Source organism: Polaribacter sp. NJDZ03, from assembly GCF_019263805.1.
GTDB lineage: Bacteria > Bacteroidota > Bacteroidia > Flavobacteriales > Flavobacteriaceae > Polaribacter.
This window is the reverse complement of the sequence record NZ_CP079195.1, coordinates 1,870,817-1,895,000: the sequence shown is the minus strand read 5'-3', so window position 1 is coordinate 1,895,000 and position 24,184 is coordinate 1,870,817. Positions and strand designations below refer to the sequence as shown.

Here is a 24,184-nt window from a genome sequence, read left to right as displayed (position 1 = left end):
AAAGCATATAAGCGCGAAACCCACCACAAGATGAGATTTCTTTAAAGGGTCGTTGGAGATTACAACGTTGATAGGTCATAGGTGTAAAGGCAGTAATGTCATAGCCAAGTGATACTAATAACCCATAGACTTATGTACGCTTCCCGCCGAAAGGCGGGAGCAGAACCTCTTTATTTATTACGAAAAAAACGATATTATTTTACCATATGTCAACTTATACAGTTGAAGCAATTCAACTGAAAATTTTAGGGTGGTTATAGCATTGGGGCTCACCTCTTCCCATCTCGAACAGAGAAGTTAAGCCCAATCGCGCCGATGGTACTGCATTTATGTGGGAGAGTAGGTCGCCGCCTTTCTTTAAACCTCAATTCTTACGAATTGAGGTTTTTTTTTGTGCTAAACTCAAAGGTGAATGGCAAACTGTGTGAAAACGGATCATCTGTGACGGTACTCGTTACAAACGAGCACTAGCCTTGCGGAAATATTTATTTTTTATCGATCTTAATTTATTATAGGTTTACCTTAATTCTTTGGAATTGAGTTTTTTTTCTGCTAAACTGAAAGCACAGTCTTTTTTTTATTCTGTGTATTAGATAAGACTATTTAAATTGTCATTTCGATGGCAGGTAAAATCTTGAATAGTGGCTTCTGGAAAAAATCCTTTAGAGCTTAATTTAAGTGTTTTAAATTCTTCAGGAATTGTGTTTAACTCAGTGAAATAGAAATGGAGTTCTTCATTTTTAACTTCGTGTTTGGTAAGTTTAAAATAGTTAACAAGTATTTCTGGTAGTAATAATTTAATAAGCTCAATTGAAGTATCCAAAATAGAAGTAATTTAAAAGTCAAAGTTCTTCCTTTTTATTTTACTCCACAACTTTTTGTGTTGATGCTATTTTGTCTATCTAAATTTATTTAATATTCAGATAATTATTTTGAATTGTTTTTTTTGTTATAAATTGAAATCATGGTAATTTTTTTGTAATCTATGTATTAGATAAAACCAACTAATTGGTTATTTATACTGAAGTAGAAATCTCATATGCTTGATTACACAATATTTTACATTATTATGTGATTTCTCCGTAAAATGTAGAAATTATAAAGTGGTGTATAATGTGCTAATTTCGATTGACTTTTTAGAAATGATGACTAACCTTACTTAATCATTGTTATCTTTAGTAATCTGGTTTTATTTAAATTTTTTAAAGGATTGTATTTAATTATGTTGTGATGTTGAAATAAGTTTAGTCTGATAAAATTTTCTCTTTTATGGGCTTAAGTTGATTTATTCAATAAATTTATGAAATACAAGTAAAAACAAGAGCTATAATGATATTCTAACAGGTGTAAAGGATTCTCCTACTTTGTGTTAATTTTTTAGTTGTATTTTTTTGCGTGAAGGATAGTAGTGAAAAGCCCACAGTGAGGTACGAACGAGGACTTGTAATGGATAGCCTGACCATGCTTTTTTTTGCATGGGCACGCCATAATTATTTTTGTATTAATGTTTTAATATGTTTTGTTAAATAGTACCCGTTATTAAGATGCTTTATATTTAATATAAAAACGTATATTTGGTTTACTAAATTGGTTAACCAATTAACTTGCACTTATCTTATTTTTTATTTATGAAGAAAATAGCTTCAATATTTTTTACTGTTTTAATTTTTATTTGTTTTAAAAGTAATGCGCAAGATATTTTAGTATCAAACATTACTGAGTATAATAATGCTATTAAGACTGTTAAACCTGGTACTGCTATTATTCTTAAAAATGGTATTTGGACTGATGTTGAACTGAATGCTTATGGAAAAGGAACCGCTAATAATGTTATAAATATTAAAGCTGAAACTGCTGGTAAAGTTATAATTAATGGTAATTCTACATTAAATATTTATGGTGAGTATATAATTGTAAGTGGTCTATGGTTTAAAGATGGTCATTCTTCTTTTAAATCGGTTGTGCAGTTTAAAAAAGATTCAAATACATTTGCTAATCATTGTCGTTTTACAAATTCTACAATTTCATATTTTAGGGTAGATACTGGTATAAAAGATCATTGGGTAGATCTTTGGGGTAAAAATAACAGAGTAGATCACAATAATTTTACTGGTAAAACGAGCCCTGGAACTACGTTGGTAGTTTGGTTAAAAGGAGAAGAACACATAGAAAATAATCATAGAATTGATCATAATTTATTTGGTTCTAGAGAGGAATTAGGTACAAATGGTGGTGAAACAATTAGAATTGGTACGAGTACCAATTCTAAAAAATCTTCTAAAACATTAGTAGAAAAAAATGTTTTTGAAAGTTGTAATGGAGAAATAGAAATTATTTCAAACAAATCTGGTGATAACATTTATAGAGACAATTTATTTATTGGTAGCAAGGGAGCTTTAACTTTAAGACATGGTGATAATGCTTTGGTAGAGAGAAATGTTTTTTTAGGAAATGGTGTTTCTAAAACAGGAGGTATTAGAGTTATAAATTCTAATCATATTATTAGAAATAACCTATTTGTAGGTCTAGAAGGTGATGGTTATAGAGGCCCTATTGTTGTTATGAATGGTGTACCAGATTCTCCTTTAAATAGATATGAACAAGTTAAAAATGTAGATATTCAGAATAATACCATTATTAATTCTGGTCCAATTTCTTTTGGTGCAGGAATGGATGCTGAAAGAACATTAGCTCCCATTAATACTAATTTTTCTAATAATTTAATATACAGTACTAAGTTGGGGCGTAATATTTTGTTTGTTGATAGTGTAAAGGGAATTACTTTTAATAATAACTATATAGATGCTTCTACAGCTCAAGTTTTACAAGGTTTTAATACAACAAAAATAGATTGGAATAAAATAGGTTCCCTTTCAATTCCCTCTGTAAATAATAGTGATTTGTTACAGGTTACTAAAAACGATAAAAGTTATGATAAAGACATTACTAATGCTATAAGAGAACTATTTAATGCCGGTGCTTTTAATTTAGATTCTAAAAAATTACCTAAAGCTTTAAAGTTAAGGGCAGGTACTGGGTGGACACCAAAAATAGTTTTACCAATTGTTAAAGCTATAGAAATTAGTGTGGAACCAGGTATAGAAACTTTAAGAAAAGTAATCGAAAAGGCATCAACTGGTTCTATCTTATATTTAAAAGACGGAACATATTTCTTAGAAAAGAAAATTAAAGTATCTAAAAATATTACCATTATCGGGACAAAAAAAGGGACGACTATTATTAAAGCAAAAAACGATTTAGAAAAGCCAATAGATTACCTCTTCAGAATAAATGAAGGTGTTACTTTAAATATAAGTCATATTACTTTAGACGGAGAAAATAGCAATTTAAAGTATGCTATTGTTTCTCCGGATAAACAAGAAAAAGGACTTTATAATTTATTTGCAGACCATATTGTTTTTCAGAATTTTACAAATACCAATGGAGGTAGTGTTTTTAAAGCCTATAATGGTACTAAAGCAGATACTTTGAGTTTTATAAACTCAAGATTCGAAAATAATTATAGGGGTTTAAATCTTTCTTATGATAAAGATTTAATGGGCATATATAATGCTAATACTATTATTTTAGATAATTCTGTTTTTTTAAATATAGAAGAAGCTGCAGTAAATTATATTAGAAAAACACCTAGTTCAGAGATTCCTGGAGGAAATTTATTGATTAAAAATTGCATTTTTAATAAAGTATATAATCAAGAAAAAGGAAAAATTATAAAAGCAGATGGAATTTATAAAGTTGAAATTTTAAACTCTGTTTTTGAAAACAATTATAAAGTAAAAACACCTGTAAGCTTAGTTGGGTCCCATAATTTTATATCTAACTGTTTAATACATAACAGTGGTTTTGTTGAAGTAAATAAAAGAGCTACAAAGAGTAATATTATTTACAAAAATCCTAAATGGAAAGATAATGTTCTTTTTATTCCGAGTGATAAGTCTGAATTATTAAAGAAAAATAATACGATTGATACCATAGGTTTAAAATTATAATTTAGGATTTTATCAACATGAATAAATATTTTTATCTTAAATTAATATTTCTATTAGTTGCATAACTTTCTTTTAGTCAAACGGTTTTAAATGCTGATGGATCTGGTAATGCGTAGGAGTTTATAAATGCCATTTTTGCACTACCAAATAGAAATATTATTGAAACTCCAGGTTGTAATCATACTGCTTTTGGTAATCATATTGATGAAATTTTTGACATAGAATTAAGTCAGTTTGTATTTTGGACACTTCTATCGCTATGATTTCTTTAACTTTAATAAAATTTAGTTTAGATAAACTAGAATTGAGATACACTGTAACAAAAAAAGAAAAAATGTTAAAAACTGTAAATCTACGGTTGTTTAGAGGCAAGTGGATAGCTGTATCAGAAACAATTTATTTTGATAATCTTGGAAGTTATTCAATAGAAATAAAAAATATAGCTACTGATAAAGTCATTTTATTTATCAAAATATACAAACTCCATATTTATTAAAAAGACACTTATAATTAGGTGTCAACAGGTTAAAAAGAAAAAATAAACCATTTATTAATTTACTGCTGGTTTAAGTTTATCAATCTAAATTTTTTAAAATCAAATTAAGTACATATATTTGGTAAACCAATTTGGTTTACCAGTTTATTTTAATGTATATGATTTTAAAAAATATAGTTTTATATTTAATGGTATTATGCTTCTTTTCTTTTATTTCTTGTAATACTAAAGAAAGCACACTATTAGAGCCAGAGGTTATAATTGATAAAGATGAAACAAATTCTATAACTTATGCAGATATAGATTTTACAAACTGGAAAGTAACCTTGCCTGTAGATGCGGATGGTAACGGAAGTCCGGATGAATATAAACCCAACGTTTTAATAAACGGAGGCTACAGAAATATAGATGCAGTAAAACCATATATGTATGATGATACTTCGCATGCGTCAATTGTGTTTTACACATTTCCAAAAACATCTACAGCAAATAGTTCATATTCTAGAACAGAATTAAGAGAATTAATTAAGCCAACAGACTCTAAAGTAAATTGGACTTTAGATACCGGTGGGACTTTAAAAGGTAAACTTAAAATATTAGAAATCTCTAAAGACAATTCTTCTTCTAGAGAATATCACAGAGTAATTGTTATGCAAATTCATGGAATTATTTCTATTGATGACATGAAAAAGCATGGTTTTTCGTCAAACAATGGGCCACCATTAATTAAAATGACTTGGATAGATGGCGACTTGTGGGTATATAAGAAGTCTTTAAAAAATGAAAGTACTTCTGGCGATGATTTGTTAGATGTTTCTAGCGATACTTGGACAGATGAAAAATACAATATGGGAACTGTTGGGTTTAATGAGTTTGAGTTTAGAATTACAGCTACAAAAGGAAAAATAGAATTACAATTAAACAATGAAACGCCTTATATTTATGAAGATCTAAGTTTAGATAAATGGCCTTTCGAAAATTATTACAAAGCAGGCAATTACTTAACAACAACAAATGCGGGTGCATTTTCTAAATTAAAATATTACTCTTTATCAGTATCACATTAAATTCAAAATTATTATGAATAAATTATTTTTAACTATCAGTTTATTTTTAACACTAATTTCTTGTAATGAAAAAGTTACAAACAGTATTTTAGTAAGTAACAATATAGAACTTAAAGAGGCTATCGAAAATGCAAAAGCAGGAGATGATATTGTATTAAAAGAAGGAATTTATAAAGACATAGAAATTAAATTTTATGGTGAAGGAACCAAAGAAAGTCCAATAAGTTTAAGGGCAGAAACAGTAGGTAAAGTTTTTATTGAAGGAGTATCTAACTTAAGAATTGGTGGAAACTATTTAGAAGTAAGTGGTTTGTTTTTTAGAAACGGATATACACCAACTAAAGATGCAATAGCATTTAAAATTAATAATGATACAGTAGCAAATTACAGTAGCGTAACTAATTGTGTAATTCTAGATTACAACCAGTTACAAAGAGATAAAGACGATCTTTGGGTTCAGTTTTATGGTACACACAATAAATTAGCAAACTGTTATATTGCAGGAAAAACAAATGGTGGGCCAACGGTTAGAGTAGATTTAAAAGGAAACCAAAGTATTAGAAATTATCATCAAATTGTAAATAATCATTTTGGACCAAGACCTAGAAAAGGTGGTGCAAGAGGAGAAACTATTCAATTAGGTAGTAGTTTTACTTCTATGTCGCCAAGTAATACAACCATTGCAAACAACTTATTTGAAGAATGTAACGGTGAAGTTGAAATTATTTCTAGTAAAACAAATTTCAATTTAATTAAAAATAATGTCTTTTATAAAAGTGAAGGATCTGTTGTTACACGTCATGGAAATTATGCCACAATTGATGGGAATTATTTTATTGGTGATGGAGAAAATAAACAATTTGGGGGCATTAGAATTGTAAATACAGGGCATACTATTATCAATAATTACTTCTACAATATTATTGGCGAAAACTTTAGAAGTCCGTTAGCAGTTATGAATGGTATACCTAAATCACCATTAAATAGATATAACCAAGTTACAGATGTTGTAGTTGCATACAACACATATATAAACTGTAAATCTCCTTGGCAATTTGGTGTAGGTACAAATATTGCACAAGCTGCAGTGTTACCAAAATCGGAAATACGTTCTGCAAGAGCGCTAAGAACAGTAGTTGCAAATAATGTAATTTATAATAAAGAAGGAGATAAAAATCCTATTATAGAACATGATAAAGCAGACGGTGTAAAATTTAAAGATAATATTATTAACAACCAAGGAGTGGATTATGCAGACTCTAAAAGAATAAAAGCTACAAGTTTCGAATTAACCAAAGTAGGAGAGCAGGTTTACTTACCTAAATTAAAAAGCGATTTAGATATTTATACTGGTTTTGGTTTTAATACCATAACAGAAGATCTTTTTGGTAATTCTAGAAAAAAAGCAAATTCTATTGGAGCAACAGTTCAAGGCGAATTTAAAGATCCATCAATTTTAGATAAAACTAAATATGGTGCAGATTGGTATTCTAATGTTGTAGAAGCTAAAGAAGCAAAAGTTTATGCGGTAAATAATTCTAGCGAATTAATAGCAAAACTTAAAGAAGCAGAAAATGGTGCAGTTTTAGAATTGAAAGAAGGAACTTATGCTATTTCAAAATCTTTAATAATTAATAAAACAATTACAATTCAATCTAAAGAAAGTGAAAAAGCTAAAATTACTTATAGTGGTTTAGATGATTCACCATTGTTTGAACTGAATCCTTATGGCCTTTTAAATATTAAAAATATAACGCTTTCTGGAAACGGCAAAAACCACGCTTTTGCAAACCTAAACAAAAACATGTCTAATCATTTTGGGTTAACTGTTTCAGGTTCTCATATTAGTAATTTTAATTATGTATTAAAAGCTTACAAACAAACATTTGCAGAAGAGGTAACTTTTAAAAATTCTACAATTTCTAATTGTGAAAACGGAATAGAACTTTCTGAAGAAATAAACGATAGAGGAGATTATAATACAGAATATTTAACGGTAGATAACTGTACTTTTAATAATGTAAAACAAAACGTTATAGACTATTATAGAGGTGGTTATGATGAATCTACAATTGGTGGAAACCTTTTAGTTTCGAATAGCACATTTACAAACTCTGGCTCTAAAGAGAAAAATAAAATGTTATTAAATCATAGAGGAATTGTAAATGTAAATATTACAAACAATACTTTTAAAAATAACAAAGTTCAGTTTGTATCTATTTTATGGGGAGCAAAAAATAATACAGCGTCCAAAAATACTTTGGTTAATTCAGGGAAAATAAAAACTGAAGAGAATTTAGTAATGAAGTTAATGTATTAATTATTAAAAATAAAATTCAAAAAATGAATAAATCGATACTTATAATAGTTGCACTTTTTACTTTATTCTCTTGTAAAGATGCATCTAAAGAAAATACAAATTCAGCCACTAAAAAGGCAATAGAAACCAAATTTCCAAGTGCTATTATTCCGTTTATGGACAAATGGAAAATTCTTTTAGGAGATGGAACTTATGTAGATAGTTTAACTAACTACCAAAAAGATAATTTCTTTTATGTAGCAACTGAAGAAGAAACAAATTGGGTAGTTTATAAAACTCCTAATTCTGGTATTACTTCTAGAACATCTAGTAACACAAGAACAGAATTGGGTGAAAAAGCACATTGGATTCCAGAAACAGGAGGTAAATTAACAGGAACATTAAAAGTACAACATGTTTCTACTACAGGAAATGCAAATGTTGCGTCTTCTTATGCAGTTGTTGTTGGGCAAATTCATAGTGATGAAGGTCATGAGAATGAGCCTTTAAAAATCTTCTATAAAAAATTTCCTGGGCATACAAAAGGTTCGGTTTTTTGGAATTATGAAATTAATACAGAAGGAGATAATTCTGGTAGATGGGATTTTTCTACAGCAGTTTGGGGTTACGATTTTTCGGTTGTTGGTAAAGACGCAACTACTAATCCTGCAGAACCAAAAGACGGAATTGAGTTAGGAGAAACATTTAGCTATGAAGTAAACGTACACAAAGGTATTATGTATTTAACTTTTAAAAGCGACGGACATGACACTAAAACATTTACAAAAAGTTTGTTGAAATCAGATTTTGCAACAAAATCTAAAATTCCACAACAAGTTATAGATATGTATGCATCTAAAAGAGCTGTAAGTGTAGAAAGAGAAATTGCGTATGCTGGTGAGGTAAATTATTTTAAACAAGGTGCGTACAATCAAGCAAACGGAAAATCTACAAAATCTGAAATCTATGGTGGAGATATAACAAAACAATATGCAAACGGAAGTTATGCAGAGGTTTGGTTTAAAGAAGCAACTGTTGGTAAAAGTACAGCACCAGAAAAAGAACTTTAATATTTCTATTTCAACATTTTATAATTAAATTAAAATTATTATTTTATGAAATTCATAAATAAATTATCTCTCTTATTACTAGTTTTAACATTCTCTTGTAAAGAGAATATTCAAGAAAAAACAGCTAATTCTATTAGTGATTCCAATCAACATCCAAAATTAATTTTAACAAAAAATGGAGTAGAAAAAATTAGAGCTTCTTTGGGTTCTGTTCCAATTTTTGATAAAACTTTAGCTAAAGTTAAAGAAGAAATAGACGCAGAAATTGCCTTAGGAATCGATACGCCAATTCCAAAAGATTATTCTGGTGGTTATACACATGTACGTCATAAACGTAATATGGTTGTTTTACAAAAGGCAGGAGTTTTATATCAGATTTTAGATGATGAAAAATACGCGAAATATGTAAAAGACATGTTAATGCAATATGAGGCAATGTATAAAACATTACCCATTCACCCTAAAACTAGATCATACGCAAGAGGTAAGTTGTTTTGGCAATGTTTAAACGATTCTAATTGGTTGGTTTATGTAAGTCAAGCGTACGATTGTATTTATAATTATTTATCTGAAGAAGAACGTACTAAGTTAGAAACTAATTTATTTAAACCATTTGCAGATTATATTTCTATTGGTAATCCGCAGTTTTACCAAAGAGTTCATAACCACAGTACGTGGGGAAATGCAGCTGTTGGTATGATTGGTTTGGTTATGGATGATCAAGAATTAATAGACAGAGCTTTATACGGAATTAAAGATTTAAAATTAAATTCTGAAGAAAAAGATGACGATGGAGGCTTTTTAAATAAAGATGGTAAAGCTGGATTTTTAGCCAATATAGAAGAACCTTTTTCGCCAGATGGTTATTATAATGAAGGGCCATATTATCAACGTTATGCAATGTATCCTTTTTTAATTTTTGCTGAAGGATTACATAATGTAAAACCAGCATTAAAAATATTTGAATACAAAGAAGGTGTTTTGCTAAAATCTATTAATGCATTATTGAATTTATCTGATGCAAATGGAGATTTCTTCCCTTTAAACGATGGGCAAAAAGGAATGTCTTATTATACAAGTGCACTGGTAACAGCAGTAGATATTTCGTATCATTTTGGTGATAAAAACCCAGGTTTATTAAGTATTGCTAAAGACCAAGACCGTGTTTTATTAGATGATTCTGGTTTAGCAGTAGCGCTTGGTATAAAGGAAGGTAAAGCAAAGGCATTCGAAAAAAAATCTATTAATTTATCTGATGGACCAGATGGTACACAAGGTGGTGTTGGTATTTTAAGAAATGAAGATATAGAGCTTGTTTTTAAATATGCAGCACAAGGTTCTAGTCATGGTCATTATGATAAGTTGTCATATTCATTATATGAAAAAGGAGAAGAAGTAATTCAAGATTATGGTTTAGCTCGTTTTGTAAATATCGAACAAAAAGGTGGTGGAAATTATTTGAAGGAAAACAAAACTTGGGCAAAACAAACAATTGCTCATAATACTGTTACCCAAAATGAAACCTCTCATTTTAACGCGAAGTATGAAATAGGAAGTCAGCATCATTCTGTACTTCATTATTTTTCATCAGAAAGTAAAAACATTAAAGTTGTAAGTGCAAAAGAAACGAACGCGTATCCTGGAACAACGATGTTACGTACTATGGCAATTATTAAAGACGAAGATTTTGAAAAACCTTATGTTTTAGATATTATGAAAATAGTTTCTAATAAAGCGAATCAGTACGATTTTCCGTATTATTTCTTAGGGCAAGTATTAAATACAAATTTTGAGTATAAAATACCAACAACCTTAAAACCTTTAGGTTCTAAAAACGGATATCAACATTTATATCTAGAAGGTACAGCAAAAGTTTTAGAAGAGAATAGTAAATTATCTTGGTTAAATAAAGGTAAATTCTATACGTTAACATCTGTTACTAATAAAGCAGATGAATTGCTTTTTACAAGAATTGGTGCTAATGACCCAGAATTTAATTTAAGAAGAGAAGCAGCGTTAATGGTTAGGAGAAAAAACACCAAAAACACAATTTTTGTTTCTAGTATAGAAACACATGGTAGTTATAGTCCTGTTTCAGAGTCTGCCACAAATTCAAAAAGTAATATAAAAGAATTAAAAGTAGTTTTAGATACTGATGCTTATACTGCGGTTTCAGTACGTAATTTAAAAGGTGTTACTAAGTTGTTTATAACAGCAAATACAAATGCTTCTAAAGAAACAAAACATAAAATAAAAATTAACAATAAGAATTATGAGTGGTCTGGTTCTTATTATTTCAAATAAACTAATCATAAAATAAAATGGAAAAAATGAATAGATTCAGTGAAAAATATGTCATTGCAAAAGAATTAAAATGGGAAGAACTTGGTGGAGGAGTATCAAGAAAGTTTTTAGGTTACGATAATCAAATAATGATGGTGAGCGTAAAATTTGAGAAAGGGGCATTAGGTGCACCACATCAACATTTTCATACACAAGCTACATATTGTGTGTCTGGTAAATTTGAATTTGAAATAAATGGAGAAAAGCAAATTGTAGAAGCAGGAGATGGAGTATACATTGAACCTAATTTATTGCATAGTGCAATTTGTTTAGAAGAAGGGCAGTTAATTGATACATTTAGCCCAGTAAGAGAAGATTTCTTAAGTGGAGGAGAAGTATCTTACTTTGGAGATAAGTAGTAAAAAGCAAGTCATTAAGAGAGGTTGAAAAGTTTTTTTTATCTGATGAATAAAGTCTTGTTTACATTTTTACGTAAGCTTTACATGGAATAGTATGTTTAAAAGTTGTGCCTTTAGCATTGTAATAGAGTGTTTTATGAAATAATTACCAAACTATTTTTTTTATTCAAAAAAAAACATATCTTTGGTAAACCAATTTGGTTAACCAGTTTGGCTTTACAAAATGAAACTATTTGTTTTAGGGATTCTGTAGAGCAATTAACCTTTAAGTTTTAAGTATAGCAGTATTTAGCCTTAAAGAAGTTCTATTAGATATCTCTAAAATTAAATATTTCAGTTAACAGATTAATTCAAAACAATTCAAAACAATTAACTATGAACTTAAAAATTAAGTTAGTATTTATTGCAATGCTTCTTTTAAGTGTAACCAATTATGCGCAAGAAAGTGTTACAGTAAAAGGAAATGTTACCTCCAAGACAGATGGTGAACCTATTTTAGGTGCCAACATTATTATTGTTGGGACAGCAACAGGAACAAGTACCGATTTTGATGGTAATTACCAAGTAAAAGTAAAACCTGGTCAAGTATTAGAATTTTCTTACTTAGGGTTTACATCAAAAAAAATTACTTTCACAAATCAAAAAGTAATCAATGCTTCATTAACAGAAGACGCTAGTGTGTTAGACGAAATTGTAGTTGTTGGTTATGGTACGCAAAGAAAAAGTCACTTAACAGGAGCTATTTCTAAAGTTAAAAATGAAAAATTAGATCAAATTGCAGTAGCAAGAGTAGATGATGCTTTGGTTGGGCAAGTTTCTGGTGTTAATATTCAGGCAACAGAAGGAGAGGCTGGTTCTGCACCAACAATTAGAATTAGAGGAACAGGTTCTATTACAGGTAACTCTGGTCCATTAGTAGTTGTAGATGGTATTGTGGTAGATTCTGATTTTTTAGGATCTATGGATATGAATGATGTTGAGTCTTTTGAAGTGTTAAAAGATGCAGCATCTGGAGCAATTTACGGTTCTAGAGGTGGTAATGGTGTAATTATGATTACGACTAAAAGTGGTAAATCTGGAAAAACAAAATACTCTTATGGTACTTTTACAGGGTATAAGACTGCTAGAAAAAGTAGTGCTTACAATGGTACTGTTGCTCAAAGTGCATTAGATGAATTAAATTATACTTATGGTTTAACAGATAAAACAAAGTATAAACAATTATTAGGAGACCAAACAGATTGGCAAGATGTTATATTTGATGGAGGTGCAATTACAAATCATGCATTTAGTGTACGTGGTGGTAATGAAAAACTAAAGTTTAGTGCAGCGATTAATTATTTACATGATGAAGGAGTTCTTTTAACTGATGACTATAAAAAATATAGTTTTAATGGTAAATTAGAATATAAGGTAAATAAGAAATTATCTATTGGAGCACGTTTTAATCCTTCTTTTAATGAAAGAAGAAGGTTTGATGGTTCTACACACGATATTTTAAGACAACCCTCTTGGTTACCTGTTTACTTAACAGCAGACAATATTAAGTTTGTAAATAGATTTAGAGATAGCGGAAAATATAAAGATGCTAAAATTGGAGATTATGCGCAACAACGTATGTTTGATGATTATGATTTAGATGCAGGAACACCAAGTACAGGTAGTGGTACAGATATTAGTAATACATCTAATACAAACCCAGCCGCTAAAATATTAGAAAGAGATAGAAGAGATTTTAAATTAAAGCTTTTTGGAAGTTTATATGCTAACTATAAAATTAATGAAGATTTAAGTTTAAGAACGTCAGTTTCTGGAGATTATTCAAGAACAAGAACATCTAGATATCAAGGAGTATTATCTAGTAGAAATGGTGCAAGTGCATCTAGGTTAGATAGTACAATGCAAAAATCATATCATATTGTTGTAGATAATATTTTATCATACAGTAAAGATTTGGGAAACCATACAATTGGTGCCGTTCTAGGTGTTACTGCAGAGCAAACTAAATTAGAGTTCGAAAGTGTACAAGGGTCTATTTTTGCAGATGATTCTAAACAATACATTAATGCTGCAGAGAGTATTACAGATAGAAATCAATATGATTATGAAAACACATTGTTATCATTCTTTACAAGAGTAAATTATGCTTATGATGATAAATATTTAGCTTCTGCAAGTTATAGAAGAGATGGTAGTTCTGTTTTTGGACCTAACAATAAATATGGAAACTTTGTAGCTTTATCTGGTGGTTGGAATATTCATAAAGAAGATTTCTTAAAAAACAGTAAAGTTGTAAATAGATTAAAATTAAGAATGAGTTATGGTGTTACAGGTAATAATGATTTTAGAACAGGAAATCGTGTTGTAGATAACTATCCTTATTTAGCTATTTTAGATAATACTACAACGGGTGTTTCTGGCGGAAACTCTGCTTTAGTTGTAAACCCACTTAATATTGCAAACCCAGATTTAAAATGGGAAAGACAAGTAGAAATTAACCCAGGTTTAGAGTTTGGTTTGTTTAACAATATTGTTTCTGGTTCTGTAGATTATTACTCTAGAACATCAGATCAATTATTATTGTACAACCCAATATCTTCTACAACAGGTTTTACAAATGCCTTAGTAAATTTAGGTGAGGTAGAAAACAGTGGTATAGAAATAGAACTTAGAACAAGAAATATAACAAAAGAAAACTTTAAGTGGTCTACTACTTTTATTGGATCTAAAAATAAAAATAATCTAAATAATTTTGCAGATTCTAATGGGCAAATTCAGAATATTGACTCTAAAAGAGCTTCTGAGTGGATTAATTTAGAAGGAAACCCAATATCATCTTTCTATGGATGGGTTGTAGAAAGAGACATTCCAAGAGAATTTCTTAGTAACCCTTTTCATCCAATTAATGCAGAATCGCAAGATGTGTATGTAAAAGATTTAAACGGTGATGGTTTAATTGATGATGATGATAAAACAATATTAGGAAATCCGTATCCAGATTTTGTTTGGAGTTTAACAAATGAATTTAAAATTGGTGCTGTAGATTTAAGTTTTATGTTTCAAGCAAGTCATGGAGCAGAAATTAGAAACATGGGAGATCAATATATTTTTAATCACTTTAACAGTGGTCAAGATTTTATTTCTAGTACTCCGAATCAAGAGTTTATCAAAGAAAAAATATTTACAAGTGATATTATTCAAGATGCATCTTACTTAGCATTAAGAAATGTAAATGTTGGTTATACGTTTAATAACCAAGTTTTAGAGAAACTTAAAATGTCTAAATTAAGAGTTTACCTTTCTGGTCAAAACTTAATGTATTTAACAGCTAGTGATTATACAGGTTTTAATCCAGAATCGGTAGACAATACTTCTGCTACTACTTATGGGTATCAAAGAGCAGGTTCTCCAGTATACAGTACAGTAACTTTAGGATTAAATTTAGAATTTTAAGAAAAATGAATTTAAAAATAGAAAATATTATGAAACAAATTAAAATTTTAATTTTACTAGTAATAGCGGTGTTTGTTTCTTCTTGTGAAGATACTTTCTTAACACCAGACTTAACAACAGGTATTAGTTCAGAAACTTTTTTTACAACAGAAGCAGAAGTAGAAAGTGCTGTTGTAAACATGTATGATGGTATACAAGGTTTTAATGCTTCAAAAGATACAGATTCTGGTTTAAACCATGCAATTCAGGTAGAATTCTATGTAACAGAAATGCGTAGTGATAATACAAGAACTAAAAGTCAAGAAGGAGAAGCAGCTCAGTTTGAGTTTTATACGATCGCTTCTACCAACGGTATTGTTGCAGATTATTACAGAAGTTATTACAATGTAATTTATAGAGCTAATTTAGTTTTAGCTAATTTAGAAACTGCAGGAAGTAAAAGTGCACAGTTTGAAGCAGAAGCAAAATTTGTAAGAGCTTACGCATATTTTAATTTAGTGCGTTTATTTGGAGACGTTCCATTAATAGATAAAGTAATTGCACCCTTAGACAAAACAACCTCTTTTACAAGAGTAGCTAGTAGTATTACTTATGATTTAATTGTAAGTGATTTACAAACTGCCATTTCTAATTTAGATGATACTTATAAAGACAGAGCGTCTAAAGCAGGTGCCGAAGGGTTGTTGGCAAAAGTGTTTTTAACATTAGGTAGATATGGAGAAGCACAAGTATTATTAGAGTCAATTATGAATCCATCTAGAGGGTTTGGTTTAGAATCTAACTTTAAAGACATCTTTTATAACGAAGGAAACAAAGAAACAATATTTGCTATTGGTTTTTTACCGGGAGTAAATGACGATAGTCAAAATTTTTCTGCAGAATGGTTAAACTCTGTAGGTAGAGGAAGTGGTGTAAATTATGTAACAGAAGATGCAAGAACCGTTTTAGATGCTTTAGGAGGTAATAGAACAGCATTATCTTATAGACAAGATGTAGAGCAACCTACACAATACCAGGTAGTAAAATATTTACCTAATGGAGATGTAGATTTAGAAATCCCTGTTACATCTCCAGATCCTACATCTGCAGGTAATGATTGGATTGTTTTAAGATATGCAGATGTTTTATTAATGCATGTAGAAGCTATTTTAGCAAACAGTGCATCTACAACTAGTACAACAGCAATTACATCATTTAATCAAATAAGAAGTAGAGCTGGTTTTACGGGTTCAGATTTAATAGCAACAGATGGTACTGGTAGTATTAGTAAACAAGAATTATTAGATGAAAGAAGAGTTGAATTGGCTTTTGAAAACCATAGATTTTTCGATTTAGTAAGAATGGGAGCAGCACAAACTGTTTTAAGTGATTTTGCATCAGCTACAGGTGGAAGCTTTAGTTCTAACGATCTTTTATTACCAATTCCTCAGATAGAAATAGGTTTAAGTCCAGAAGTAAACGGAGAGAGTTTATTAAAGCAAAACCCAGGTTATTAATCTAATTAATAGATAAGTATTATGAAACAAATAATAAAAAATATAGAAAACAATATTTCTAAACTAGGAATATTAGCATTACTAATTTCTTTAGGAATAATGTTCTCTTGTGAAGACAATACTTTACCAGAAACAGGTTCAATAGCAGATTTAACAGCACCACAATCTAGTTTTTCTTTTACACAAGGAGTAGGACCAGATGAAGAATGGAAAGACTATACCTTTTCTAATCAGTCACAAAGTTCAACAACTTATTCTTGGGCTTTTGGAGACGGTGATACATCAACAGAAATAGAACCAGCGCATACATTTGCAGGAGAAGGTACTTATACAGTTACTTTAACGGCAAAAGATGGTTTAGAAGTTATGAGTACGTCTTCTCAAGAAATTACAGTTATTAAACCATTAGTAGTTGTTGCAATTACACCAGAAATTTCTGGAGCAGATTTTGAAGATATTGCAGAGGTTTGTGGTACTGGAGATAGTAGAGATTGTTGGAGATTAAGTGGAGCAGCAATCCATAAAACAACTAGTGATGGAGAAAGTGATACAAGAGGAGTAAAATACCCTTCAGGAAATGGAGATAACAGAGTTACATATCAAGCATTTTCTGTTTCGCCAAACACTAAATATGCTTTAACAGTTCGTTATGCTTTACAAGCAGATGGAGATGCAATTAGAGCAAGTGTAATTGATGGTCAGTTGTCTAACTTTAGTGAATTTGCATCAGCAACACTTTTAGGTCAAGAATCTGGCACTATAAATGATGGAAAAGGAAATTTTAATACGATTACAGTAAGTTTTGAAACCGGAGCAAATACAGATATTTCTATCTTATTTGATCATGATGGAAACACAAAAGATTCTTATTTAGATAATGCAGCTGTAAAACCAGAATAATTAAAAAGTTGCACACATTATTGATGTTTTTTAATAATGTGTGTAAATTTTTAATGGCACTAAATTTATGTCTATTTTAATAATTCAACGATAGAAACTTAATTCGTATAAAAGTTAACGAATACCAATTAGAAGTGTAATATTTTAATTTGGTAAAACAATTAGTTTTTATATATTTATACTATCAAGCTGGTTAACCAGTTTTGAGTTAAAATCGAGAATATGAAATTAGAAGTGCTTACTAAAAATGAAAATCAAAAGGTTCAAAACCTAATAATTATAGGTATTAAGGATTTGATTAATTACAAAAATTTAGAGCCTGGAGATAAGTTACCCTCTGAGAGAATGCTTTCAGAAAAATTTAAAGTAAGTAGAAGTAACGTAAGAGAGGCAATACATCGTTTAGAATTTTATGGATTATTAAAGTCTAGACCACAAAGCGGAACTTTTGTAGCCGATATTGGTGTTACTGCTTTAAATGGAATGATTGAAGATATAATAAGATTAGACGAGCCAGATTTTAAATCTCTTGTTGAAACTAGAATATTATTAGAATTAAAAACGGCAAGATTAGCAGCGTTAAGAAGAACTGATGATGATTTACTAAATTTAAGTGAAGCACTTTTAGCGTATAAGAATAAAGTATTAGAAGGTGAAGAAGCTGTACAAGAAGATTTGTTATTTCATTTAGCAATTGCAAAAGCAAGTGGTAATAGTACAATGAATACATTTATGCTAATTATTACTCCAGAGATTATTACTAATTTTAAGAAACATCATGTATGTGATGCAGGTTTAGCACAAAGAGGTATCAGTGATCATCAAGCTATTTTTGATGCTATTAAAGAGAAAAATCCGCAATTAGCAAAACAAAAAATGAAGGAACATTTTAAAGAACTTTACAGTTATTGCTATAATATAGATTAGATTCATTTATTATTAAGGGTTTGTAAACTAGCTGTTTAAATATTTATTTAAAGATAAATGATTAAATAGTAGGATTTTAGTATAAAAGCGTTAATTTTGGTTTACCAATTTGGTAAACCAGATGTAAAGAGGTATTAATCTTAAAATAATTAAACATGAAAATAAAAGGATTACGCTGGTGGGTTGTAGGTCTTGTTGCTTTGGCAGCAGTTATAAATTATATTGATAGGCAAGCTTTTGGTGCTCTTTGGCCTGATATTGCAAATGATTTATTTCCAGAGATGGATAAAGATGGCCACAAGGCTATATACGGTACAATATCTACTGTCTTTATACTATCATATGCAGGAGGGCAAGCCCTTTTTGGTAAGATTTTTGACTGGATGGGAACTAGAATAGGTTTTGCCCTTTCTATTGGAGTTTGGTCTATTGCTACTGCTTTACATGCTTTTGCACAAGGAATGTTAAGTTTCTCAATCTTTAGGTCTATACTAGGAATTGCAGAAGCCGGAAATTGGCCCGGTGCAGCAAAAGCGAATGCAGAATGGTTTCCAACTAAAGAGCGAGCATTAGCTCAGGGAATTTTTAATTCAGGGGCAGCTATTGGAGGTATTGTAGCTTATCCAGTTATTGGTTTATTATCTGCTTATTATGATTGGAAAGCGATATTTATTGTTGTTGCAGTACTTGGTTTTTTATGGTTGTTGCCTTGGTTGTTTATTGTAAAGTCAGACCCAAAATCTCACCCTTGGTTGTCAGAAGATGAAAGAAAGTATATTCTATCTGGACAAGAAAATCAAGATATTGATGGAGATGGAAATTATGATGAAGGATATACTCCTACCACAGGAGAACTATTAAAACGTAAAGAGAGTTGGGGAGTAATAATTGCATCTGCTGCAATTGATCCTATCTGGTGGCTTTTTATTGTTTGGATTCCAATTTATCTGTCAGAAGTTTTTGGTCTAAACATTAAAGAAATTGCATTTTCTGCTTGGGTACCTTATGTTGGAGCTATGGTTGGAGCAATATTTGGAGGATTACTTGCCAAAAATAGACTTACAGCAGGATGGTCTGTAGATAAGACGAGAAAAATGACTATAACTTTAGGTTGTTTAATTATGATTCCTTGCTTCTTCTTATTAAAAGCACCTGGATCTGCATTTAATGCAGTAATTATTATGGCCGTTTTACTTTTCGGATTTCAAGTAGCAATCGGAAATATACAAACGATTCCTAGTGATCTTTATAGTGGGAAAATTGTTGGTACACTTTCAGGATTTGCGGGTATGGCTGCTAAACTTGGTGCAGCTGGACTTACTCTTTTAGTAACATTTGTAACTACTGGAGGTAATTATACACCTGCATTTTTAATAGGTGGAACATTAGCTATAATTGCATTAACAGCTGTTTGGGTATTAATACCCAAAATAGAGCCATTAAAATCAAAAAATTAAGAATAATAATAACGAATTATATTAAAACTATATAAAATGAGTAAATTAGAAGAAAAAGTAGCCATAATTACAGGAGCTACAGGTGGAATTGGTTTTGCAGTTGCAAAAAGATTAGGGAAAGATGGGTACACTGTAATTTTAAACGGTATCGATGATAAAGCTGGTGCAGAAAGACTTAAAGAATTAACGACAGAAGGTATTACTGCAGAGTATTACGGTTTTGATGTTACTAAAGAAGATGAGGTAACAGCAAACATCACCAAAATTGGTGAAAAGTATGGTAAGATAGATGTACTTGTAAACAATGCAGGTGGTTTAGGTGGAAGATCTAGATTTGAAGAAATGACAACAGAATTTTACAGATTTGTAATGGCTTTAAACCTTGATTCTGCATTTTTTGCATCTAGAGCAGCAATTCCTTTTTTAAAGAAAAGTGAAAATGCTTCAATTATTAACTATACTTCTAACGCTGCTTGGAATGCAGGTGGACCAGGAGCTGGTATCTACGGTACATCTAAAGCAGGAGTTCATGCAATTACTAGAGCATTAGCAAAAGATTTAGCAGAATACGGAATTAGAGTAAACGCAGTATCTCCGGGTACAATTGATACTCCTTTCCACGCTCAAATAAAATCTACTAAGCCAGAAGTTTTTGCTTCTTGGGCAAATAATATTATGTTAGGAAGATTAGGTCAACCAGAAGATGTTGCTGGTGTTGTTGCTTTTTTAGCAAGTAAAGAAGCTGCTTTTATTACAGCAGAAACTATTCAAATTGGTGGTGGACAAGCATTAGGTATCTAAGTGAAGGTTTTATTTATAGCTATTAAAAACCGTTTAGTAATTTTTACAAAACGGTTTTTCTTTTTTAAAATTATTAGTTTTATTATAGTTGATTAAAGTAGGCTTTCACTTCTAACTAGTTAAACATAAAAAAAGCCTTTAGAAAATAAATTCTAAAGGCTTTTTTTAATTATAATATAGAAGTTTTTACAACTTAAAAGCTTCTTTAATAGTGTCTACGTAATCTAATTTTTCCCAAGTAAAAGTTTCAACTTCTTCAGAAGTAGTTTCTCCCATTGGGTTTGTAAATGTAACAGTCTTAACTTCTGGAGTTCTACCCATGTGACCATAAGCAGCAGTTTCAGAATAAATAGGGCTTCTTAATTTTAAACGTTTTTCTATAAAATAAGGACGCATATCAAAAAGAGACTCTACTTTTTTACTGATTTCTCCATCAGTTAAATCAACAGTAGCTGTGCCATACGTTTCAACATTTATACTTGTTGGTTTTGCAACACCAATTGCATAAGAAACTTGTACCAAAACTTCTTTACAAAGTCCGGCAGCAACTAAATTTTTAGCAATATGTCTTGTAGCATATGCTCCAGATCTATCAACTTTAGAAGGATCTTTTCCAGAGAAAGCACCACCACCATGAGCTCCTTTTCCTCCGTACGTGTCAACAATAATTTTTCTACCAGTTAAACCAGTATCACCGTGAGGTCCACCAATTACAAAAACACCTGTTGGGTTAATGTGATAGGTAATATTGTCTGTAAATAATTTCTGAAGATGCGCAGGTAATTTTGCAACAACTCTAGGAATTAAAATTTCAACAATATCTTTCTTGATTTTATCCAACATTACGTCATCAGACTTGTCAAAATCATCATGCTGAGTAGAAATTACAATAGCATCTATTCTTTGTGGTACATTATCATCAGAATACTCAATAGTTACTTGACTCTTAGCATCCGGACGTAAATAAGGAATGTCTTTATTTTCTCTACGTAAAGCTGCTAATTCAATTAACAATCTATGAGATAATTCTAATGCTAAAGGCATATAGTTTTCCGTTTCATCAGTAGCATAACCAAACATCATTCCTTGGTCTCCTGCACCTTGTTCTTCTGGGTTTGATCTATCAACACCTTGGTTAATATCTGGAGATTGTTCGTGGATTGCAGATAAAACTCCACAAGAGTTTCCATCAAACATATAGGCACCTTTTGTATACCCAATTTTGTTAATTACATCTCTAGCAATTTTCTGTACATCTAAATACGTTTTAGATTTTACTTCTCCTGCTAAAAATACTTGACCGGTTGTTACCATGGTCTCGCAAGCAACTTTACTAGATTTGTCGAATGCTAAAAAGTTATCGATTAAAGCATCAGAAATTTGATCGGCAATTTTGTCTGGGTGTCCTTCAGAAACACTTTCTGAGGTAAATAAATATGACATAATAAATCTTTTTTAATATTAAAAATTGATTTTTTTTTAAACGTGTTCTTCCTATTGGAAATCAAGAAAAATAAAAAGAGATTGCATGAGTCGCTAAAAGTAGTAGAATATTACTGCTTTAGCATTTTTTGTTTCAGCAGATATAAATATCAGCGTCAGAGGTTGCAATCAGTTCAAATTTTTCCTCTAAAATTCTTTGCAAAGTTACAGCTTAAATTCTAATAACATAATTTTTAAGCATAATATTTCATTATGGTATCATCAATAAAACAAACTTCATTGTTTGTTATTTGTTTGATACTTATTAAACAAGGGGTTTTAATGTGATATTTATATTTCTAAAAAATAAATTGGTTTTTTCTTGGTTATTAAATTTTTCTAAACATATATTTGCATTCAGAAAGTTCAATAACTTATCGAAATGTTATCAAGAAAGGTGGAGGGAAAGACCCGTTGAAACCTTAGCAACCCTTTTCGTGAGGAAAAGAAGGTGCTAAATTCTACTTAATTTCAGATTCATTTATCAGAAATTGGATAGATAACCCATAAACAAGTACACTTCCGTGTATTTGTAAAATTCTTAATAACATTTTTCTAGTAAGTACATCAAATTTTTGATGCATTCGACTTTTGGTTTAATCTCAAATTGGTTCAAAATATTTTATATTTTGTATCTTTTGAAAATGTCATTCCTGTGAAAACAGGAACCTAAATTAACTCAAAAAAAATAGAAAAATGAGTACGCACAAATTAGCAACAAACGCTCTACATGCAGGGCATGATGTAACACAAAATGGAGGAACAAGAGCGGTTCCTATTTACCAAACATCATCATACGTTTTTAACAACTCAGAACATGCTGCAAACCTTTTTTCATTAAAAGAATTAGGTTTTATTTATACCCGATTAAACAACCCAACAAACCAAATTTTACAAGATCGTTTAGCGGCTGTAGAAGGCGGAATTGGAGCCGTAGTTTTTGCCTCTGGTACAGGAGCAATTGCAACGGGTTTATTAACGCTTTTAAAAGCAGGAGATCATATTGTAGCTTCAAGTAGCTTATACGGTGGAACCTACAATTTATTAAGTGTAACTTTACCAAGATTAGGTATTACAACTACGTTTGTAGATGCTGATAATCCAGATAACTTTGCGGCTGCAGTTCAAGAGAACACAAGAGCATTTTTTGTAGAATCTTTAGGAAACCCGAAATTAGATGTGTTAGATTTAGAGGCAATTGCTGAACATGCAAAAGCAGCAGAAGTTCCTTTTATAGTTGATAATACAGTAGCAACACCGGCATTATTAAATCCTATTAAACATGGAGCAAATCTTGTAATTCATTCGTTAACAAAATATATTGGCGGACAAGGAACTTCTTTAGGAGGTGCAATTATAGATGCAGGAACTTTTAACTGGGCAAACGGAAAATTCCCTGAATTTACAGAGCCTTCTGCAGGGTATCATGGTTTAAAATATCATGAAGCTCTAGGTGCAGCAGCCTTTACTTTTAAATTAATTTTAGAAGGTTTACGTGATTTCGGTGCAGCTTTAAGTCCTACAAACGCATTTAATATCATTCAAGGTTTAGAGACTTTACCAGTTAGAATTAAGCAACATTCAGAAAATGCATTGGCTTTGGCAACCTGGTTAGAAGCACAAGAAGAGGTTACTTGGGTAAATTATCCTGGTTTAAATAGTAATAAATACAAAACGTTAGCAGATAAGTATTTACCAAAAGGACAAAGTGGTTTGGTAACTTTTGGAGTAAAAGGTGGTTTTGAAGCAGCAAAAACAATCGCTGATAATACCAAATTATTCTCTTTATTAGCAAATATTGGTGATACAAAATCATTAATAATTCACCCAGCAAGTACAACGCATCAACAATTAGGTGAAGCAGCACAAGCAAGCGCTGGTGTAAGTCAAGATTTAATTAGATTGTCTGTTGGTATTGAAGATTTAGAAGATTTAAAAGCAGATTTAACAGCCGCTTTTTCAAAAATATAATGAGTGTGTCTGTTCAAGCGCAGTCGAGAACTATTATTATTTTTCGACTGCGC

15 protein-coding genes, 2 rRNA genes and 1 riboswitch (1 of these 18 only partly in view) are annotated in these 24,184 nt (G+C 30.5%); of the genes, 15 read left to right on the top strand and 2 right to left on the bottom strand.

Annotated features, from left to right (window positions below):
* Positions 1-138: ribosomal RNA gene (locus KV700_RS08135) — 23S ribosomal RNA — on the top strand; it begins 2,746 nt to the left of the window's first position.
* Positions 139-246: 108 nt separating this feature from the next.
* Positions 247-356: ribosomal RNA gene (gene rrf / locus KV700_RS08130) — 5S ribosomal RNA — on the top strand.
* Between the two features lie 233 nt (positions 357-589).
* Here rrf and KV700_RS08125 read toward each other — a convergent pair.
* Positions 590-823, bottom strand: a complete 234-nt coding sequence (locus KV700_RS08125; protein ID WP_218599740.1) for a hypothetical protein — start codon at positions 821-823, stop codon at positions 590-592.
* 805 nt (positions 824-1,628) lie between these two features.
* Between KV700_RS08125 and KV700_RS08120 the strand changes: the two genes are divergently transcribed.
* The 12 genes from KV700_RS08120 (at position 1,629) to KV700_RS08065 (ending at position 20,678) form a co-directional block, all read left to right on the top strand.
* Positions 1,629-4,010, top strand: a complete 2,382-nt coding sequence (locus tag KV700_RS08120) for a polysaccharide lyase 6 family protein (RefSeq protein WP_166386878.1) — start codon at positions 1,629-1,631, stop codon at positions 4,008-4,010.
* Between the two features lie 654 nt (positions 4,011-4,664).
* Positions 4,665-5,573: a polysaccharide lyase family 7 protein gene (locus KV700_RS08115; RefSeq protein ID WP_240914626.1), complete on the top strand. Its 909-nt coding sequence runs from the start codon at positions 4,665-4,667 to the stop codon at positions 5,571-5,573.
* 13 nt (positions 5,574-5,586) lie between these two features.
* Complete coding sequence (locus tag KV700_RS08110) at positions 5,587-7,893, top strand: chondroitinase-B domain-containing protein (RefSeq protein ID WP_218599739.1); 2,307 nt, start codon at positions 5,587-5,589, stop codon at positions 7,891-7,893.
* Between the two features lie 23 nt (positions 7,894-7,916).
* A complete protein-coding gene (locus KV700_RS08105; RefSeq protein ID WP_218599738.1) occupies positions 7,917-8,942 on the top strand; it encodes a polysaccharide lyase family 7 protein in 1,026 nt (341 codons plus the stop codon).
* A 45-nt stretch (positions 8,943-8,987) separates the two neighbouring features.
* A complete protein-coding gene (locus KV700_RS08100) occupies positions 8,988-11,246 on the top strand; it encodes an alginate lyase family protein (protein WP_218599737.1) in 2,259 nt (752 codons plus the stop codon).
* Between the two features lie 26 nt (positions 11,247-11,272).
* A complete protein-coding gene (locus KV700_RS08095; protein WP_166386888.1) occupies positions 11,273-11,644 on the top strand; it encodes a cupin domain-containing protein in 372 nt (123 codons plus the stop codon).
* A 375-nt stretch (positions 11,645-12,019) separates the two neighbouring features.
* The gene (locus KV700_RS08090; RefSeq protein WP_166386890.1) at positions 12,020-15,097 is read left to right on the top strand and encodes a TonB-dependent receptor; all 3,078 of its coding nucleotides are present in this window, start codon (positions 12,020-12,022) and stop codon (positions 15,095-15,097) included.
* A gap of 29 nt (positions 15,098-15,126) precedes the next feature.
* Positions 15,127-16,593 carry a RagB/SusD family nutrient uptake outer membrane protein gene (locus KV700_RS08085; RefSeq protein ID WP_218599736.1) on the top strand — a complete coding sequence of 489 codons (1,467 nt, stop codon included), beginning with the start codon at positions 15,127-15,129 and terminating at the stop codon, positions 16,591-16,593.
* Positions 16,594-16,614: 21 nt separating this feature from the next.
* A complete protein-coding gene (locus KV700_RS08080) occupies positions 16,615-17,493 on the top strand; it encodes a PKD domain-containing protein (RefSeq protein WP_218599735.1) in 879 nt (292 codons plus the stop codon).
* A 222-nt stretch (positions 17,494-17,715) separates the two neighbouring features.
* Positions 17,716-18,420, top strand: a complete 705-nt coding sequence (locus KV700_RS08075; protein WP_166386897.1) for a FadR/GntR family transcriptional regulator — start codon at positions 17,716-17,718, stop codon at positions 18,418-18,420.
* Between the two features lie 155 nt (positions 18,421-18,575).
* Entirely contained in the window at positions 18,576-19,877 is a 1,302-nt protein-coding gene (locus KV700_RS08070) for an MFS transporter (protein WP_166386899.1), read from the top strand.
* A gap of 36 nt (positions 19,878-19,913) precedes the next feature.
* Positions 19,914-20,678 (top strand): SDR family NAD(P)-dependent oxidoreductase, encoded by a 765-nt coding sequence (locus KV700_RS08065; RefSeq protein WP_166386901.1) that lies wholly within the window; start codon positions 19,914-19,916, stop codon positions 20,676-20,678.
* A gap of 186 nt (positions 20,679-20,864) precedes the next feature.
* Here KV700_RS08065 and metK read toward each other — a convergent pair whose 3' ends face one another.
* Complete coding sequence (gene metK, locus KV700_RS08060; RefSeq protein WP_218599734.1) at positions 20,865-22,121, bottom strand: methionine adenosyltransferase; 1,257 nt, start codon at positions 22,119-22,121, stop codon at positions 20,865-20,867.
* Positions 22,122-22,542: 421 nt separating this feature from the next.
* A riboswitch (SAM riboswitch) is annotated at positions 22,543-22,666 on the top strand.
* 190 nt (positions 22,667-22,856) lie between these two features.
* On the opposite strand from metK, the gene KV700_RS08055 reads away from it, so the two are divergent.
* On the top strand, positions 22,857-24,131 hold the full coding sequence (locus KV700_RS08055; protein WP_218599733.1) for an O-acetylhomoserine aminocarboxypropyltransferase/cysteine synthase family protein: 1,275 nt from the start codon (positions 22,857-22,859) through the stop codon (positions 24,129-24,131).
* Positions 24,132-24,184: the final 53 nt, after the last annotated feature.

Coding starts and splice junctions, on each gene's coding strand:
- KV700_RS08120 (WP_166386878.1), top strand. CDS start 1,629: ATGAAGAAAATAGCTTCAATATTTTTTACTGTTTTAATTTTTATTTGT.
- KV700_RS08115 (WP_240914626.1), top strand. CDS start 4,665: ATGATTTTAAAAAATATAGTTTTATATTTAATGGTATTATGCTTCTTT.
- KV700_RS08110 (WP_218599739.1), top strand. CDS start 5,587: ATGAATAAATTATTTTTAACTATCAGTTTATTTTTAACACTAATTTCT.
- KV700_RS08105 (WP_218599738.1), top strand. CDS start 7,917: ATGAATAAATCGATACTTATAATAGTTGCACTTTTTACTTTATTCTCT.
- KV700_RS08100 (WP_218599737.1), top strand. CDS start 8,988: ATGAAATTCATAAATAAATTATCTCTCTTATTACTAGTTTTAACATTC.
- KV700_RS08095 (WP_166386888.1), top strand. CDS start 11,273: ATGAATAGATTCAGTGAAAAATATGTCATTGCAAAAGAATTAAAATGG.
- KV700_RS08090 (WP_166386890.1), top strand. CDS start 12,020: ATGAACTTAAAAATTAAGTTAGTATTTATTGCAATGCTTCTTTTAAGT.
- KV700_RS08085 (WP_218599736.1), top strand. CDS start 15,127: ATGAAACAAATTAAAATTTTAATTTTACTAGTAATAGCGGTGTTTGTT.
- KV700_RS08080 (WP_218599735.1), top strand. CDS start 16,615: ATGAAACAAATAATAAAAAATATAGAAAACAATATTTCTAAACTAGGA.
- KV700_RS08075 (WP_166386897.1), top strand. CDS start 17,716: ATGAAATTAGAAGTGCTTACTAAAAATGAAAATCAAAAGGTTCAAAAC.
- KV700_RS08070 (WP_166386899.1), top strand. CDS start 18,576: ATGAAAATAAAAGGATTACGCTGGTGGGTTGTAGGTCTTGTTGCTTTG.
- KV700_RS08065 (WP_166386901.1), top strand. CDS start 19,914: ATGAGTAAATTAGAAGAAAAAGTAGCCATAATTACAGGAGCTACAGGT.
- metK (WP_218599734.1), bottom strand. CDS start 22,121: ATGTCATATTTATTTACCTCAGAAAGTGTTTCTGAAGGACACCCAGAC.
- KV700_RS08055 (WP_218599733.1), top strand. CDS start 22,857: ATGAGTACGCACAAATTAGCAACAAACGCTCTACATGCAGGGCATGAT.